The organism is Achromobacter anxifer (genome assembly GCF_903652925.1).
In the GTDB taxonomy this organism is placed as follows: Bacteria; Pseudomonadota; Gammaproteobacteria; order Burkholderiales; family Burkholderiaceae_B; genus Achromobacter; species Achromobacter anxifer.
Genome location: NZ_CAHLAR010000010.1, coordinates 100,231 through 114,620, shown reverse-complemented (window position 1 = coordinate 114,620; position 14,390 = coordinate 100,231). Strand labels below are relative to the sequence as shown.

Sequence of the window (14,390 nt, the reverse complement as noted above, 5' to 3'; positions counted from 1 at the left end):
TCATCCTGATCCGCGGCACCAAGGGATTTCCCCTAGCCGCCACCTGTCGCCATGACAGGACGACGACAGACGCCGGCTCCTAAGATGCGGCCAAGCTGGACAGGGATCCTGCTCGAACTCAAATCATTCGGAGACAACACCCATGCTTGCCAAGTCCAAACTGGCGGCCGCCTGCGCCGCTGCATTCGCCCTCGCCGCCGGCAGCGCCTTTGCGCAGCAAGTGCCGGCCGGCTATCCGGCCGACTACCAGAAGATCCTGGACGGCGCCAAGAAGGAAGGCAAGGTCGTCATCTACTCGACCACCGACACCAAGGCTGCAGGCCCCGTCATCAAGGGCTTCGAAGAGCTGTATCCGGGCATCAAGGTCGAATACAACGACATGAACAGCACCGAGCTCTACAACCGCTACATCAGCGAACAAGCGGCGGGCGGCGGCAGCGGCGATATCGTCTGGAGCTCCTCGATGGACTCGGCCCTGAAGCTGGCCACCGACTACGCGCTGCAGTACAAGTCGCCGGAAATCGGCAAGCTGCCGGCCTGGGCGGTGTGGAAGGATTCGGCCTACGGCACGACCTACGAGCCGGCCGTGTTCATCTACAACAAGCGCCTGATCCCCGCCGCCGAAGTGCCCACCACGCACGGCGCGCTGGCCAAGCTGATCGCCAGCCAGCCGGACAAGTTCAAGAACAAGGTCACCACCTACGACATCGAGAAGTCGGCGGTCGGCTTCATGCTGGCGGTGCAGGACAAGGCCAACGATCCCAAGTACTTCGAGACGCTCAAGGGCATCGGCGCCGGCGGCCTGATCGTGCAGTCGTCCACGGGCACCATGATGGAACGCGTGTCCTCGGGTGAAAACCTGATCGGCTACAACATCCTGGGCTCCTACGCCGAAACCCGCGCCAAGAACGACCCGTCGCTGGGCATCGCCTACCCGACCGACTACGCGCTGGTGCTGTCGCGCGTGGCGTTCATCAGCAAGAAGGCGAAGAACCGCAACGCCGCCAAGCTGTGGATGGACTACCTGCTGTCGCAGAAGGGCCAGACCATTCTCGCGAACCAGGCCGACCTGGCCTCCGTGCGCGACGACATCGAAGGCGACAACGACGTCGACGGCATGACCAAGAAGCTGGGCGCCGCGCTCAAGCCGATCCCGGTCAACGAAACGCTGCTGGACTACCTGGAGCAGAACAAGCGCCTGCAGTTCATCAAGGACTGGCGCGCCGCGGCTGGCAAGTAATGCCGCGCAGCCCGGAGCCGCACAACAGCTCCGGGCCGCCTCGCGCGTAGGGGACGGCGGCATGCCGCCGTCCGCCTGACCGCCGCCGGGGCGGTCGTCCCCGACCCGGCCGCGCGACCTTCGCGCCATTCAAGAACACAGGATTCCCCATGCAGTCATTGCGCTCGAAATGGCAGTCCCTGCCCCGCGGCGTGGTGGTGCTGATCACGGCCCTGGCCATCTATGTGCCGCTGTCGTTCATCATCATCCAGAGCTTTCTCTCCGCGCCCTTCTTTGCCCCGTCCAAGACGTTCAGCCTGGACGCGTTCCGCTTCATCTTCGCGGACCCCGATTTCTACAAGGCGCTGAAAAGCGGCTTCATCCTGGCCTTCGGCCTGGCCGTCATCGCCATCCCGCTGGGCGGCATGCTGGCCTTCCTGATGATACGCACGGACCTGCCCGGCCGCCGCTGGATCGAGCCGCTGATCCTCGTGCCGGTGTTCGTGTCGCCCATGGTGCTGGGCTTCGGCTACGTGGTGGCCGCGGGCCCCGTGGGCTTTTTCTCGATCTGGGCGCAGAACCTGCTGGGCTTCGTGCCCTGGAACGTCTACTCGCTGACCAGCATCGTCGTCATCGCCGGCCTGACCCACGTGCCGCACGCCTACCTGTACATCTCGTCGGCGCTGCGCAGCATGGGCTCGGACGTCGAGGAAGCCGCCCGCGTGTCGGGCGCCTCGCCGCTGCGCGTGATGGTGTCGGTCAGCCTGCCGATGGTGCGGCCGGCCATGCTGTACGCCACCGTGCTGCTGTTCTTCCTGGGCCTGGAAGTGTTCGGCCTGGTGCTGGTGCTGGGCGATCCGGAAGGCAACCTGGTGCTGGCCACGTATCTGTACAAGCTCACCAACAAGCTGGGCATCCCGTCGTATCACCTGATGGCCGCCGTGGCCGTGGTGCTGATCTGCATGACGATCCCGCTGGTGATGCTGCAGCGCCGCCTGATGCGCACCGCCAACCGCTTCGTCACGGTCAAGGGCAAGGCCTCGCGCGCCCGCGCCCTGCCGCTGGGCAAGTGGCGCTGGGTGGCCGGCGGGGTGGTGGCGTTCTGGCTGCTGGTGACCATCGTGGTGCCGCTGCTGGGCGTGCTGCTGCGCGCGTTCGTGTCCAACTGGGGCATGGGCGTGTCGCTGCTGGACGTGCTGTCGCTGGACGCGTTCCGCACCGTGTTCTCGCAGCCCAACCTGATGCGCGCCATCGTCAACTCGGTCGCCATCGGCGTGTTCGGCGGCGCGCTGGCCGTGTTCTGCTACATGTTCGTGGGCCTGGCCATGCACCGCAAGCCGGACAACGTCACGCGCTTCATGGACTACAGCGTGCTGGTGCCGCGCGCGGTGCCGGGCCTGCTGGCCGGCCTGGCTTTCCTGTGGGTGTTCCTGTTCGTGCCGATGTGGCTGGACAACGCCCTGGACGAAGGCGGCTGGCTGTCGGCCCTGCCCTTCGCGGAATGGCTGCGCGAGAACTTCATCGAATGGCTGCGCGCCATGCGCAGCACCATCTTCAGCGTGTGGCTGGCCTACACGGTGGTGTGGATGGCCTACGGCCTGCGGCTGATTTCCTCGACCCTGCTGCAAGTGGGTCCCGAACTGGAAGAGGCCGCCCGCAGCGCCGGCGCGCGCCGCGGCCAGGTCACCCGCCACGTCACGGTGCCGCTGGCCAAGTACGGCCTGATCGGTTCCTGGCTGCTGATGTTCCTGATCTTCGAGCGCGAATACTCCACCGGCGTCTACCTGCTGTCGCCCGGCACCGAAACCATCGGCTCCATGCTGGTGTCGCTGTGGGCCTCGGGCGCCATCGACATCGTGGCCGCGCTTTCCTTCATCAATATCGTTCTGGTCGTGATCGGCCTGGGCATCGCCCTGCGATTCGGAGTCAAACTTCATGATTGAGCTTTCTGTAGAAGACCTGCACCTGGACTACGGCGACAACCCGGTGCTCAAGGGCGTGTCGATGCAGCTGCGCCAGGGCGAAGTGGTGTCGCTGCTGGGCCCCTCGGGCAGCGGCAAGACGACCCTGCTGCGCGCCGTGGCCGGCCTGGAAGGCCCCAAGCGCGGCCGCATCACCATCGGCGACCGCGTCGTGTACGACGGCGCAGCGAAGAAGGAGATCCCGGCCGAGGAACGCAACCTGGGCCTGGTGTTCCAGTCCTATGCGCTGTGGCCGCACAAGACCGTGTACGAGAACGTGGCCTACCCGCTCAAGCTGCGCAAGGTGCCCGGCGCCGAGGTGCGCGAGCGCGTGCAGGCCGTGCTGGACCAACTGGGCCTGGGCAAGCTGGGCCAGCGCCATCCGCACGCGCTGTCAGGCGGCCAGCAGCAGCGCGTGGCCATCGGCCGCGCGCTGGTGTACAGCCCGCCCGTCATCCTGCTGGACGAACCGCTGTCCAACCTGGACGCCAAGCTGCGCGAAGAGGCCCGCGCCTTCCTGCGCGAGCTGATCATCCGCCTGGGCCTGTCGGCCCTGATGGTGACGCATGACCAGAGCGAAGCCATGGCGATTTCGGACCGCATCCTGCTGTTGAACAACGGCAAGATCGAACAGCAGGGCACGCCGCAGGAGATGTACGGCTCGCCGTCCACGCTGTTCACCGCCGAATTCATGGGCAGCAACAACCGCCTGGACGGCAAGGTCACCGAAGTGCGCGACGGCCGGGCCCGCATCGAGGGCCGCGGCTGGTCGCTGTGGGGCAAGGCCAGCCCGGGCGTGGCCCAGGGCCAGGACGCCACCGCCGTCATCCGGGTGGAACAGGTGCGCCTGGCGGACGACGCCGACGGCAACCACCTGGACATGCCGCTCTTGACCAGCATGTACCTGGGCGACCGCTGGGAATACCTGTTCCGCACCCCCGACGCCGACCCGGCCCACACCCTGGCCCTGCGCGCCTACGGCCCCGAAGGCCGCGAGCCCGGCCCCTGCCGCCTGGCCCTGCCGGCCAGCAAGGTCTGGGTATTCCCCCGCAACGCGGCCTGACGCCGCATCGTCTGGAATTCCCCCGCGACGCGGTCTGAAGCGGCATCGTCTGGAGTTTCCCCGCAAAGCGGCCTGAGGCCGCATCGGGCCGCCCCCGGGGTGTTACAAGCCCCGGGGCTCCGGACCTCTTCAGACCGGGAGCAATCCGGCACCGGCCTGACGCCCGGCGGACATGGACTCGCTCTACAATGCGCAGGTGCAACGCCTCGCTGATTCCCCCTCCTCGCTGAGCCGTTCCCTGCGGTGGCTGGGCGCTCCCGCCCAGCACTACCTGCGCATCGGCATCGCAATATCGCTGTTGGTGCACGCCGGCGCCCTGGCGTGGCGCTTCAGCGCGCCCGCGTCCTCGCGCCCGCCGGTCACCAGCCTGGAAGTCGTGCTGCTCAATGCCCGCAGCGAGACCCCGCCGGAGTCCCCGCGCGCCCAGGCCCAGAACCAGATGACGGGCGGCGGCAACGCCGAGCGCGGCATGTCCACCACCCCGCTGCCCCGCACCGGCGAAGCCGCCGAGACCATCGTGCTGGAGGCCATGCGCCGCCGCCAGGTACAGCTGGAAGCCGAACAGACCCGCCTGATGACCCAATTGCGCGCCGCCGACAAGGCGGGCGCCGAGCGCCAGGCCGTCAACCCCTGGCCAGACGGCGCCGACCTGGGCCGCGACGCCGAGGACCAGGCCAGCGTCATCCAGAGCGCCCAGATCGCCGCGCTGGCGGCGCGGGTCCAGCAATACAGCGCCGAACCGCGCAAGCAGTTCGTGGCCCCCTCCGCCGAGGCCTCGCGCTACGCCGCCTACCTGGACGCCTGGCGCACCCGCATCGAAACCGTGGGCACCCAGCACTATCCGGAAGAGGCGCGCGGCCGCATCTACGGCTCCTTGCGCATCACGGTGTCCGTGCGCGCCGACGGCAGCATCGCCAATGTCGAAATCGACCAGCCGTCGCCGCACGCGGTGCTGAACCAGGCCGCCCGCCGCATCGTCCAGCTGGCCGCGCCCTTCCCCCCATTCCCCCCCGATATCGCACGCGATACGGACGTGCTGGTCATCACCCGCACCTGGCATTTCGTCAACGACACCCTGGAAACACAAGCCCCATGACCGAGGCGCCCCCTCTCGCCAGATACGCCGTCATCGGCAACCCCATCGCGCACAGCCGCTCGCCCCAGATCCACGCCATGTTCGCCGAACAGACCGGCAAGCCGCTGCGCTATGAGCGCCTGCTGGCCCCGGTGGACGGCTTTGCCGACGCGGTCGCCGCCTTCGTCGCCGAGGGCGGGCTGGGCCTGAACGTGACGGTGCCCTTCAAGCTGGATGCCTACGCCCTGGCCGCCGGCCGCCTGTCCAACCGCGCCCGGCTGGCCGGCGCGGTCAACACCCTGTCCTGGCGCGACGGCGCCTGGCATGGCTGCAATACCGACGGCGTGGGCCTGGTGTCCGACCTGCTGCGCCTGGGCGTGCGCCTGGCCGGAGCCGCCGTGCTGCTGGTGGGCGCGGGCGGCGCCGCCCGCGGCGTGCTGCAGCCGCTGGCCGAGGCCGGCTGCGCCCGCATCCACATTGTCAACCGCACCGCCTCCAAGGCGGAGGAACTGGCCGCCTCCTGGCGCGACAGCGGCGTGTCGCCGCAGACCGCGGTCACGGGCGGCAGCCTGGCGGACGCCGCCACGCCTGGCGGCTGGAATCTGGTGGTCAACGCCACGGCCAGCGGCCTGCAAAACGCCGCCCCCGACCTGCCACCCGGCCTGTACGCGCCCGGCGCCGCCGGCTACGACATGATGTACGGCGCCCAGCCCACGGCCTTCATGAAGCAGGCCGAAGCCGACGGCGCCGCCCTGACGGCCGACGGCCTGGGCATGCTGGTGGGCCAGGCGGCCGAGAGTTTCTACATCTGGCACGGACTGCGGCCCGATCCGGCCCCCGTGCTGGCGGCGCTGCGCGAGGCGCTGCAGGCCGGACAGTAGGCGGCATGGCGACGCGCAAGGGCCGCTCCTGGTTCCGGATCATCAGCGGCACGCTGATGGCGCTGGTGTGCCTGGTCCTGCTCTACCAGTTCTGGCTGTTCGCCCAGGTGGTCTGGTACAACTACCGCCCGCCCGGCAGCAGCGCCGTGATGCGCGAGGAACTGTCCCGCCTGCGCGACGGCAACCCCGATTTCCAGCTGAAGTACGAGTGGGTGCCCTACGACCAGATCAACCGCAACCTCAAGCGCGCGGTGGTGGCGTCCGAGGATTCCAACTTCACCGAGCATGACGGCGTCGAATGGGATGCCATTCGCAAGGCCTGGGAATACAACCAGAAGCAGCAGGAAGCGGGCCGCAGCAAGATGCGTGGCGGCTCCACCATCACCCAGCAGCTGGCCAAGAACCTGTTCCTGTCCAGCTCCCGCAGCTACATCCGCAAGGGCCAGGAACTGATCCTGACCTACATGATCGAACACGTCATGAGCAAGGAGCGGATCCTGGAGCTGTATCTGAACGTGGCCGAATGGGGCGAAGGCGTGTTCGGCGCCCAGGCCGCCGCCAAGCACTACTTCAACACCCCCGCCGCCAACCTGGGAGCCAGCCAGTCGGCCCGGCTGGCGGCCATGCTGCCCAACCCGCGCTTCTACGACGCCCACCGCAATACGCGCTATCTGAACTCCCGGGTCGGCGTCCTGACGCGCCGGATGCAAATGGTCGAAATTCCCTGACACGGAATCCATCCCCTCTGGCTCCCACCCTCGGCGGCGGGATTTGTTAAGCTTTCGGGTTTACGCGCTCCTTCTTCCTTTCATGCGTACTGCACGTCGCTACCTGGCCCGCGAGATCTACCGTTCTTGCGCAGTCGTCCTCATGGCCCTGCTGGGCCTTTTCACGTTCTTCGCGCTGGTGGACGACCTGGACAACGTGGGCGACAAGTTCTCCATGATGGCCCTGCTGTACATGCAGGCCCTGGCGGTCCCCACCCGTCTCTACGACCTCCTGCCCATCGGCCTGCTGATCGGCGCCATCCTGGCGCTGGCGGGGCTGGCCCAGCGCAACGAGCTGGTCATCCTGCGGGTGTCCGGCGTCAGCGGCATGAAGCTGCTGCGCATGCTCTGGATCGTCACGATTCCGCTGATGATAGGCGCCGGCCTGCTGTCCGAATACGCCACGCCCTGGGCCGAGATGAAATCCGGCGAAGCCAACCTGCTGTTCCGCGGCAAGGCCGGCGGCGACCGCCTGAACAGCGGCTATTGGTTCAAGGAACCCACGGCCAACGGCGGCACCCGCATCATCAACATCGGCGAACTCAAGGGCGACGGCCAGGTCGCCTCCGTGACCCTCTACGAGTTCAAGAAGGACTTGACGCTGTCGGCGCTGTCCGTCGCCCCGACCGGCCAGTTCACTCACGGCGATCTGGTGCTGAAGGACGTCACCGAAACGCGGCTGGACGACGACGCGGCCGATGCCTTGGCCAACGCGCGCCCGCCGAAGAATCCTCCCGCCTCGGTGGTGAAGATGCCCGAGCGCAAGATCGACACCACGCTCAGCGCCGAGCGCCTGCTGGCCCGGGTGCTGACCCCTGAGCGCATGTCCATCGTCACGCTGCTGGACTATGTGGATTATTTGCGCAACAACCAGCTGCAATATGGTCGACAGGTCGTCGCCTTGTGGCGCAAACTGGCATATCCGTTCACCCTGCTGGTCATGATCACCATTGCGGCTCCCATCGGCTTGATGCAAACGCGCCGCGGCGGCGTAGGCGCCAAGGTGTTCGTCGGCATCCTGGTCGGCGTGGGCTTCTTCATGCTGAACCAGCTGGCCCTGAACGTGGGCATGCTGGGCAAATGGCCGGCCTGGCTGACTGCCCTGGGTCCGAATATCGGAGCCATGATCCTGGCGCTGGGTGCCATGAGCTACATGGAATACCGCCACGCGATCACGCGGATCGTGCAACAACGTTGGCCGTGGAGCAAGAGTCCCGCATGAACGGCAGTATCTGGATGATCGGCGACGTGCAGGGCTGCTGCTCGCCGCTGGATCGCTTGCTGTCCCACCCCGAACTGGTCGGCGACCCGCAGTCGCGCTTCTGGTTCGCCGGAGACCTGGTCAATCGCGGCCCCCAGTCGCTGGAAACCCTGCGCCGCATCATCGACCTGGGCGACCGCGCGACCTCGGTGCTGGGCAACCATGACCTGCACCTGCTGGCCACGGCGGCGGGCGTGCGCAAGCCCTCGAAATCCGACACTCTGGAAGAGATCCTGCAGGCGCCTGACGCGGTCGACCTGATCAACTGGCTGCGGTTCCGTCCGCTGGCCCACTTCGAGCAGAACCACCTGCTGGTCCACGCCGGCACGCTGGCGAAATGGGACGTGGCCAAGACGCTGGCCCTGGCCGGCGAGGTCCAGGACGCGCTGCGCGGGCCGAACTGGCAGAAGGCGCTGCAGAAGATGTACGGCAACGAGCCGGCCACGTGGAAGGAAGACCACAAGGGCGGCAAGCGCATGCGGGTCATCATCAACGCGCTGACGCGCATCCGGCTGTGCACGCCCAATGGCCATATGGAATTCGCCACGAAGGTGACGCCGGGCGCATGGCCGGCGGGCCTGGTGCCCTGGTTCGACGTGCCCAACCGGGCGACGCGGAATGTGACGACGGTGTTCGGGCATTGGTCGACGCTGGGGTTGTTGCAGCGGCCGGATGTGATCTGCCTGGATACGGGGTGTGTTTGGGGTGGGTCGTTGACGGCTTTGCGGTTGCAGGATCGGAAGCTGGTGCAGGTGAAGTGTTCGCAGTTTCAGGATCCTTTGTCTGAGTAGCTGGGCTGCTTGGGTCTTCGTAGGGTCCGGCGGTCTTCGTTGGCTGCAAGTTCTTCGTAGGTCGCACGTCGGCGCAGGCGCGTGGGAGGCGAGCGCCCACGATTGCGGTCCGGAGCCTTCGCTCCGGACTTCCCCATCGTCATCTTCGTCACCGCCTGCGGCGGTTCCTTCAGATTCCCTTGGGCGCATCGAGGTTGCTCGCCTCCCACGCGCCTGCGCCGACGTGCTGCGTGAGTCTTGGCTTGGTGCGCTGCTGGAGCCGTGGTCAGGGGCGAGTCTTGGGCTGCCCGTCATTTTCGGCCGCGCGGGCGGCCGAAAATGACATACGTGATTTCTTGGATTGCTATTGTGTTCGCTGGCGCGGATGCGGGGAGGCGTTTGCTAATGGTCTCCAGCGCCTTGGGGGTGGGCGGTAATGGGTGGCGCGCGATGAAAATCTACTTGCGCTTGCAGACCCGGGTGCGCGCCACCCATCCGGCGCTTGGGTTGAACTGACGATTATTGACTGGTCGGCCCATTCGCGCCAGATATCTGACTAGACGCCACCACCTGCGCAGCATTCCCAAATCATCATTTCAACTCCGATGCCGGATGGGTGGCGCGCGCGAACGGGTCTGCATGCGCAAACCACTATTCGCCGCGCGCCACCCATCACCACCCCACCCCACTTACTCGCGAAGCCAACAACAAACCGCTCACCGCATTCGCGCAAGCGCGCACCGTCCCGACGCCCCACCCGATGTATGCCGCTCACGGCCGCCCGCGCGGCCGTGAGCGGCGGGCAACGCAAGACTCGCCCCAAACCACGGCTCCAGCAGCGCAACAAACCAAGAAAGCGGCAGTCCGTCGTCGCGGGCGGCGTGGCGGCGAGCAACCTCGATGCGCCCGAGGGAATCTGAAGGGAAGGCCGAAGGCCTGGACGAAGATGACGACGGGGGAGTCCGGAGCGAAGGCTCCGGACCGCAATCGTGGGCGCTCGCCGCCACGCCGCCCGCGACGACGGACGACCTACGAAGCAAACGCAAACGCAACAGCCACAGCCGCAACTACAGCCAAAGCTAGAGAACGCTCAAGATTGCATCTCGCGCCTGATGAGACAGCTCTAGCCGCGTAGGCAAGCTCCCATCCGGATGCCGCGCCGCCAATGGCGGTAAGAACACGACTTCGACGGCCAGCCCCGTCACTCCCAGCACCCGCCAAAGATTCGCCACCAAGGACTCCTCCCCCACGAACGCCGCATAGCCGCTGCGCTCGCCGTGCTGCAGGAATCGCAGCGCCACGGGCTGGATCTCGACCGCGGCCGAACGTGCCGGCTCGAACAGGCTGGCGTGGAAAGGCAGCAGCTCGAAACCTTCGCTGGTCGTGCCTTCGGGGAACAGGCCCACCGCGTCGCCCAGCTTGAAGCGGACCTGCATCGACTCGCCCATCGCATGGACCGCGTGGCGCTGGCCGCGTTCGATGAACAAGGTGCCCGCGCCGGCCACCAGCCAGCCGATGACCGGCCAGCTGCGGATCTCGCTCTTGGCGACGAAGGACGTGGCGCGCGCCGAATTCAGCACGAAGATGTCGATCCAGGATACGTGGTTGGCCACCATCAGCACCGGACCGGTCAGGCGCGGATCGCCCTTGAGGACGACCCGCAGGCCACAGAATGCCATCAGGCAGCGCGACCAGCGGCGATTCAGCCAGGCCCGCGCCTTGGAGCCGATCAAGGGATAGATCAGACCCACGCACAAGAGGCCGATGAGAATCCAGGGCACCACGAGGAACAGCCTAAGGACAAAGCGCAGCAGCTTCAAACCGGAGTCTCCCAGGCCAGGCTGCCACCGACCACGGTGGCGCGTACACGGCCGGGCAGCATCATACCCGCGAACGGGGTATGCCCGCTGCAGCTTTGCAGGGCGCCGGGCGTCACCAGCCACTCGGCGTCCAGGTCCGCCAGGCACAGATCCGCGGGCACGCCGGCGCCCAGATGGCCGGCGGGGCCGGCTTGCGGCGCGATCTTGTCCAGCACGGCGGCGGGGCCGCTGGTGACGCGCGCCAGCGCCTCGGCCAGCGGCTGGCGGTGGTCGCGCGCCCACTTCAAGGTCAGGGACAGCAGCAGCTCCAGGCCCGTCGCGCCAGGCGCGGAGGCCGGGAATGGCGCGGCTTTGGCGGCATCGCCGACCGGAGTGTGGTCGGAACACAGGGCATCGACCGTGCCGTCGGCCAGCGCCGCCTGGATGGCGTCGCGGTCGCGCTGGCCGCGCAGCGGCGGGTTCAGGTGGAAATCCGTGTTGAAGAAGCCGATATCCACGTCCGTCAGATGCAGGCTGTTGGCGGACACGTCGGCCGTGACCGGCAAGCCTTCGCGCTTTGCTGCGCGCAGTAGCGCCAGCCCGGCGGCCGAGGATAGCCGCGTCAGGTGCACGCGCGCGCCGGTGGCGCGCTGCAGTTCGAAAATGGTGTGCAGGGCCAGGGTTTCCCCCTGCGGCGGCAGCCCTTCGAGGCCCAGGCGCTCGGCGTAGGCGCCGCTGGCGACCGTCGCGCCGCGCGCCAGCCACGGGTCTTGCGGCCGCAGCCACAGCGCCAGGCCCATGCCGCTGGCGTAGCGCATCGCGCCCCAGAGCACGCGCGTATCGGCGATGCCCTGCTCGCCCTGCGTGTAGGCCAGGCAGCCCGCCTGGGCCAGCAGGCCGATTTCCGCCAGTGTTTCGCCGGCCAGGCCCACGGTCATGGCGCCCAGCGGATGGATCCGGCATTGCCCGGGCTCGGCGTGGCGCATCAACGCCTCGGCCTTGCCCGGCTCGTCCAGCGGCGCCTCGGCGTCCGGTGGCAGCACCAGGCGCGTCACGCCACCGGCCAGGGCCGCGCGCAGCTCGGAGGGCGCGAACGCCGTCGCGCCCGGCTGCGACACCCGCGCCGACAGATCGATCAGGCCGGGCAATACCGCCAGCCCCGTCGCATCCAGGCGGCGGTCCGCGTGAAAGCCGTCGGGCTCGCGGCCGACTGCCACGACGTGGCCGTCGGCGATGTAAAGGTCGTGCCGTCCATCCACAGCGTTGGCGGGATCGATCAGCCGGCCATTGGCGATGTGCAGCCTCATGGCGCGTCTCCGCTCAGCAATTCCAGGGCCGCCAGGCGCAGATGCAGTTCGATGTCCTCCAGCCGCGCCTCGATCGGCGCCAGGCTGGCCGCGACGTCGCCGTCAACTTCTATGCCGGGCGTCAACGCGCCCGCAGGCAACAGCAATGCGTCGGACCGGGCCGCGGCCAGCGCCTGCGGCGTCAGGCCGTAGGCATGGGCGTATTCGCGGGCCGAAGGCAGCAACGCGCCGCTTATACCTTCCACCTGCAAGGGCAGGACGATGACGACATCGGCGTCCTGCAGGCCTTCGCGTAGCGAGGCGCAGGCGCGCACGCCGAGTTGCGGCAGGTTTTCGGGCAACAGGGTGCGCGGCGCGGCGGCGCGGACTTCAGGCACCCCCAGCGTGGTCATGGCATGGATGACGGAGCGCGCCACGCCCGAGTGGCGGATGTCGCCCACCAGCGTCACGGCCAGGTTGGTCAGGTCCTGGCGGGCGTCCAGCATGGCTTGTACCAGCGCCAGTGCGGGCAAGGGATCGGCATGGCAGCCGTCGCCCGCGTTGAGGATGCGCAGGCCCGGCGCCGCATGCGCGGCCGCGCAATGCGCCGCGCCGCTGGCGCCATGGCGCAGCACCAGCAGGCCGGGAGCCAGCCTGGTCACCGTCGCGGCCAGCGCGTCGCCGGCCTGCGCGTCCAGTTCCACCGCCGACAGCGACAGGCGCTGCGCGGCGGCGGCATAGGCCTGGCGGTCCCGTGCCGCCTCTTCGGGCAAGCACAGGAACACGGACGAACCATGCCCCGCCAAGCCCTGCCCCGCTGCACCGCGCGCCGCAAAACCGCGCGCGGCCTCCAGCAGCCGCTCGACGTGGCGCCGGGGCAGCCCTTCGGTGGTCAGCAGGTGTATCAGTTCACCGCGGCGATCGAGTTGCGGATTGAGCATGGGGAGGCGGGACCGCGCGCCTCAGGCGGCAGGCAGGGTGTCCAAATAGCGTTGCAGGATGACGGCCGCCGCCATGGCGTCGTCCGCGGCATGGGTGCCGAGCAGGCGCTGCGCCTCCATGCTGGAGCCGCGTTCGTCCACCAGTTCGACGGCCAGGCCGAAGCGGCCGTGCAATTGGTTGGCGAAACGGCGGCAGCGCGCGGTGGCAGGCTGTTCGCCGCCTTCGGCGTCCAGCGCCAGGCCCACCACGACGCGATGGGGCTGCCACTCCTGCAAGAGCGCCGCGATGCGGCCGAAGCGCGCCTCGCGGACTTCGCTGAAGATGATTTCAAGAGGACGCGCCTGGCGCGTCAGCGTATTGCCGATGGCGATGCCGATCTTTTTCTCGCCGAAATCGAAGGCAAGCAGGGTCTCTTCAGGCATGGCCGGCATCGCCCGCCAGCATCACCGGATCGATGCCCAGCAGCTTCAGCGCGGCCGGATAGCGTTCCTCGGGGGGGACGTCGAAAATGATGTGGTCGTCGGCGCCCACGCTGAGCCAGGCGTTCTGCGCCATTTCGCTTTCGAGCTGGCCCGCGCCCCAGCCGGCGTATCCCAGCGTGACCAGCATGCGGGCCGGTCCCTTGCCGTCGGCCACGGCCTGCAGCACGTCGCGCGAGGTAGTCAGCGCCATGTCGCCCAGCTTGATGCTGGAGCTGTAGTCGCCGGCGGGCGCGTGCAGCACGAAGCCGCGGTCGGTCTGCACCGGACCGCCAAAGAAGACCAGGGTGTCCTTCACCGGGCCGATTTCGAGCGTCAGGTCGATGCGCTCGAACAGGGTGCCCAGCGTCAGGTCGGTGGGCCGGTTGATGACCAGGCCCAGCGCGCCACGTTCGGTGTGCTCGCAGACATAGATGACCGAACCCGCCAGGCTGCCTTCGACCATGCCGGGCATGGCGATCAGGAACTGGTTGGCGAAGTTGGCCGGCTGCGCCGTGGCGTCTTCGTGGTGTTTTTCCGTCATGGCAACCCCTACATGGGTAATCTGAAAGAACCGCGGGGAGGCTGCTCGTGCCCGGCATGCGTCATGCCCGGCGGCAGTCCGTCCCGCGGTTGCGAAGGATGGGGCGTAGTCCCATCTTACGAGCCTTGGCGGAATATGTCGGCGCTAGGGCCTCAGATTTCCATCAGTTCGAAGTCCTCTTTGCGGGCGCCGCATTCAGGACAGACCCAGTTGGGGGGCACGTCTTCCCAGCGGGTGCCGGGTGCAATGCCTTCGTCGGGCAGGCCGGCCTCTTCGTCGTAGACCCAGCCGCAAATCAAACACATCCAAGTACGCATAGTTCTCTCTTACATCAATTCCAGGCCCTTGCCCCGGCGTCAGGGCA

At 67.8% G+C, this 14,390-nt stretch carries 14 protein-coding genes; 8 read left to right on the top strand and 6 right to left on the bottom strand.

Features of this window, described 5'->3' with window-relative positions:
• Window positions 1–142: 142 nt before the first annotated feature.
• The 8 genes from HWY37_RS26475 (at window position 143) to HWY37_RS26440 (ending at window position 9,018) form a co-directional block, all read left to right on the top strand.
• Window positions 143–1,240 (top strand): ABC transporter substrate-binding protein, encoded by a 1,098-nt coding sequence (locus HWY37_RS26475; RefSeq protein WP_175211755.1) that lies wholly within the window; start codon window positions 143–145, stop codon window positions 1,238–1,240.
• 149 nt (window positions 1,241–1,389) lie between these two features.
• The gene (locus HWY37_RS26470) at window positions 1,390–3,162 is read left to right on the top strand and encodes an ABC transporter permease (RefSeq protein ID WP_175211753.1); all 1,773 of its coding nucleotides are present in this window, start codon (window positions 1,390–1,392) and stop codon (window positions 3,160–3,162) included.
• Window positions 3,155–4,243, top strand: a complete 1,089-nt coding sequence (locus HWY37_RS26465) for an ABC transporter ATP-binding protein (protein ID WP_176090225.1) — start codon at window positions 3,155–3,157, stop codon at window positions 4,241–4,243. The genes HWY37_RS26470 and HWY37_RS26465 overlap by 8 nt, the downstream gene beginning before the upstream one ends.
• Window positions 4,244–4,439: 196 nt before the next feature.
• Window positions 4,440–5,339: a TonB family protein gene (locus tag HWY37_RS26460; protein ID WP_175211759.1), complete on the top strand. Its 900-nt coding sequence runs from the start codon at window positions 4,440–4,442 to the stop codon at window positions 5,337–5,339.
• The gene (aroE, locus tag HWY37_RS26455) at window positions 5,336–6,199 is read left to right on the top strand and encodes a shikimate dehydrogenase (protein WP_176090224.1); all 864 of its coding nucleotides are present in this window, start codon (window positions 5,336–5,338) and stop codon (window positions 6,197–6,199) included. Before HWY37_RS26460 ends, aroE begins: the two co-directional genes overlap by 4 nt.
• Before the next feature lie 5 nt (window positions 6,200–6,204).
• Entirely contained in the window at window positions 6,205–6,927 is a 723-nt protein-coding gene (mtgA, locus tag HWY37_RS26450) for a monofunctional biosynthetic peptidoglycan transglycosylase (RefSeq protein WP_175211815.1), read from the top strand.
• Between the two features lie 82 nt (window positions 6,928–7,009).
• Window positions 7,010–8,188, top strand: coding sequence for an LPS export ABC transporter permease LptG (gene lptG, locus HWY37_RS26445; protein WP_175211816.1), 1,179 nt, complete (start codon window positions 7,010–7,012; stop codon window positions 8,186–8,188).
• On the top strand, window positions 8,185–9,018 hold the full coding sequence (locus HWY37_RS26440) for a symmetrical bis(5'-nucleosyl)-tetraphosphatase (RefSeq protein WP_176090223.1): 834 nt from the start codon (window positions 8,185–8,187) through the stop codon (window positions 9,016–9,018). The genes lptG and HWY37_RS26440 overlap by 4 nt, the downstream gene beginning before the upstream one ends.
• 1,058 nt (window positions 9,019–10,076) lie before the next feature.
• Here HWY37_RS26440 and HWY37_RS26435 read toward each other — a convergent pair.
• From HWY37_RS26435 to HWY37_RS26410, 6 genes are all read right to left on the bottom strand, one after another.
• Complete coding sequence (locus tag HWY37_RS26435) at window positions 10,077–10,817, bottom strand: lysophospholipid acyltransferase family protein (RefSeq protein ID WP_176090222.1); 741 nt, start codon at window positions 10,815–10,817, stop codon at window positions 10,077–10,079.
• Window positions 10,814–12,103 (bottom strand): dihydroorotase, encoded by a 1,290-nt coding sequence (locus tag HWY37_RS26430; protein ID WP_176090221.1) that lies wholly within the window; start codon window positions 12,101–12,103, stop codon window positions 10,814–10,816. The genes HWY37_RS26435 and HWY37_RS26430 overlap by 4 nt, the downstream gene beginning before the upstream one ends.
• Window positions 12,100–13,023, bottom strand: a complete 924-nt coding sequence (locus tag HWY37_RS26425) for an aspartate carbamoyltransferase (protein WP_176090220.1) — start codon at window positions 13,021–13,023, stop codon at window positions 12,100–12,102. Before HWY37_RS26425 ends, HWY37_RS26430 begins: the two co-directional genes overlap by 4 nt.
• Window positions 13,024–13,044: 21 nt before the next feature.
• On the bottom strand, window positions 13,045–13,446 hold the full coding sequence (ruvX, locus tag HWY37_RS26420) for a Holliday junction resolvase RuvX (protein ID WP_088138233.1): 402 nt from the start codon (window positions 13,444–13,446) through the stop codon (window positions 13,045–13,047).
• Window positions 13,439–14,026 (bottom strand): YqgE/AlgH family protein, encoded by a 588-nt coding sequence (locus tag HWY37_RS26415; RefSeq protein WP_175209375.1) that lies wholly within the window; start codon window positions 14,024–14,026, stop codon window positions 13,439–13,441. The genes ruvX and HWY37_RS26415 overlap by 8 nt, the downstream gene beginning before the upstream one ends.
• A 152-nt stretch (window positions 14,027–14,178) precedes the next feature.
• Window positions 14,179–14,343 (bottom strand): rubredoxin, encoded by a 165-nt coding sequence (locus HWY37_RS26410; RefSeq protein WP_003814980.1) that lies wholly within the window; start codon window positions 14,341–14,343, stop codon window positions 14,179–14,181.
• Between the last annotated feature and the right edge of the window lie 47 nt (window positions 14,344–14,390).

Coding starts and splice junctions, on each gene's coding strand:
- HWY37_RS26440 (WP_176090223.1), top strand. CDS start 8,185: ATGAACGGCAGTATCTGGATGATCGGCGACGTGCAGGGCTGCTGCTCG.
- aroE (WP_176090224.1), top strand. CDS start 5,336: ATGACCGAGGCGCCCCCTCTCGCCAGATACGCCGTCATCGGCAACCCC.
- HWY37_RS26470 (WP_175211753.1), top strand. CDS start 1,390: ATGCAGTCATTGCGCTCGAAATGGCAGTCCCTGCCCCGCGGCGTGGTG.
- lptG (WP_175211816.1), top strand. CDS start 7,010: ATGCGTACTGCACGTCGCTACCTGGCCCGCGAGATCTACCGTTCTTGC.
- HWY37_RS26425 (WP_176090220.1), bottom strand. CDS start 13,023: ATGCTCAATCCGCAACTCGATCGCCGCGGTGAACTGATACACCTGCTG.
- HWY37_RS26430 (WP_176090221.1), bottom strand. CDS start 12,103: ATGAGGCTGCACATCGCCAATGGCCGGCTGATCGATCCCGCCAACGCT.
- ruvX (WP_088138233.1), bottom strand. CDS start 13,446: ATGCCTGAAGAGACCCTGCTTGCCTTCGATTTCGGCGAGAAAAAGATC.
- HWY37_RS26465 (WP_176090225.1), top strand. CDS start 3,155: ATGATTGAGCTTTCTGTAGAAGACCTGCACCTGGACTACGGCGACAAC.
- HWY37_RS26410 (WP_003814980.1), bottom strand. CDS start 14,343: ATGCGTACTTGGATGTGTTTGATTTGCGGCTGGGTCTACGACGAAGAG.
- HWY37_RS26415 (WP_175209375.1), bottom strand. CDS start 14,026: ATGACGGAAAAACACCACGAAGACGCCACGGCGCAGCCGGCCAACTTC.
- mtgA (WP_175211815.1), top strand. CDS start 6,205: ATGGCGACGCGCAAGGGCCGCTCCTGGTTCCGGATCATCAGCGGCACG.
- HWY37_RS26475 (WP_175211755.1), top strand. CDS start 143: ATGCTTGCCAAGTCCAAACTGGCGGCCGCCTGCGCCGCTGCATTCGCC.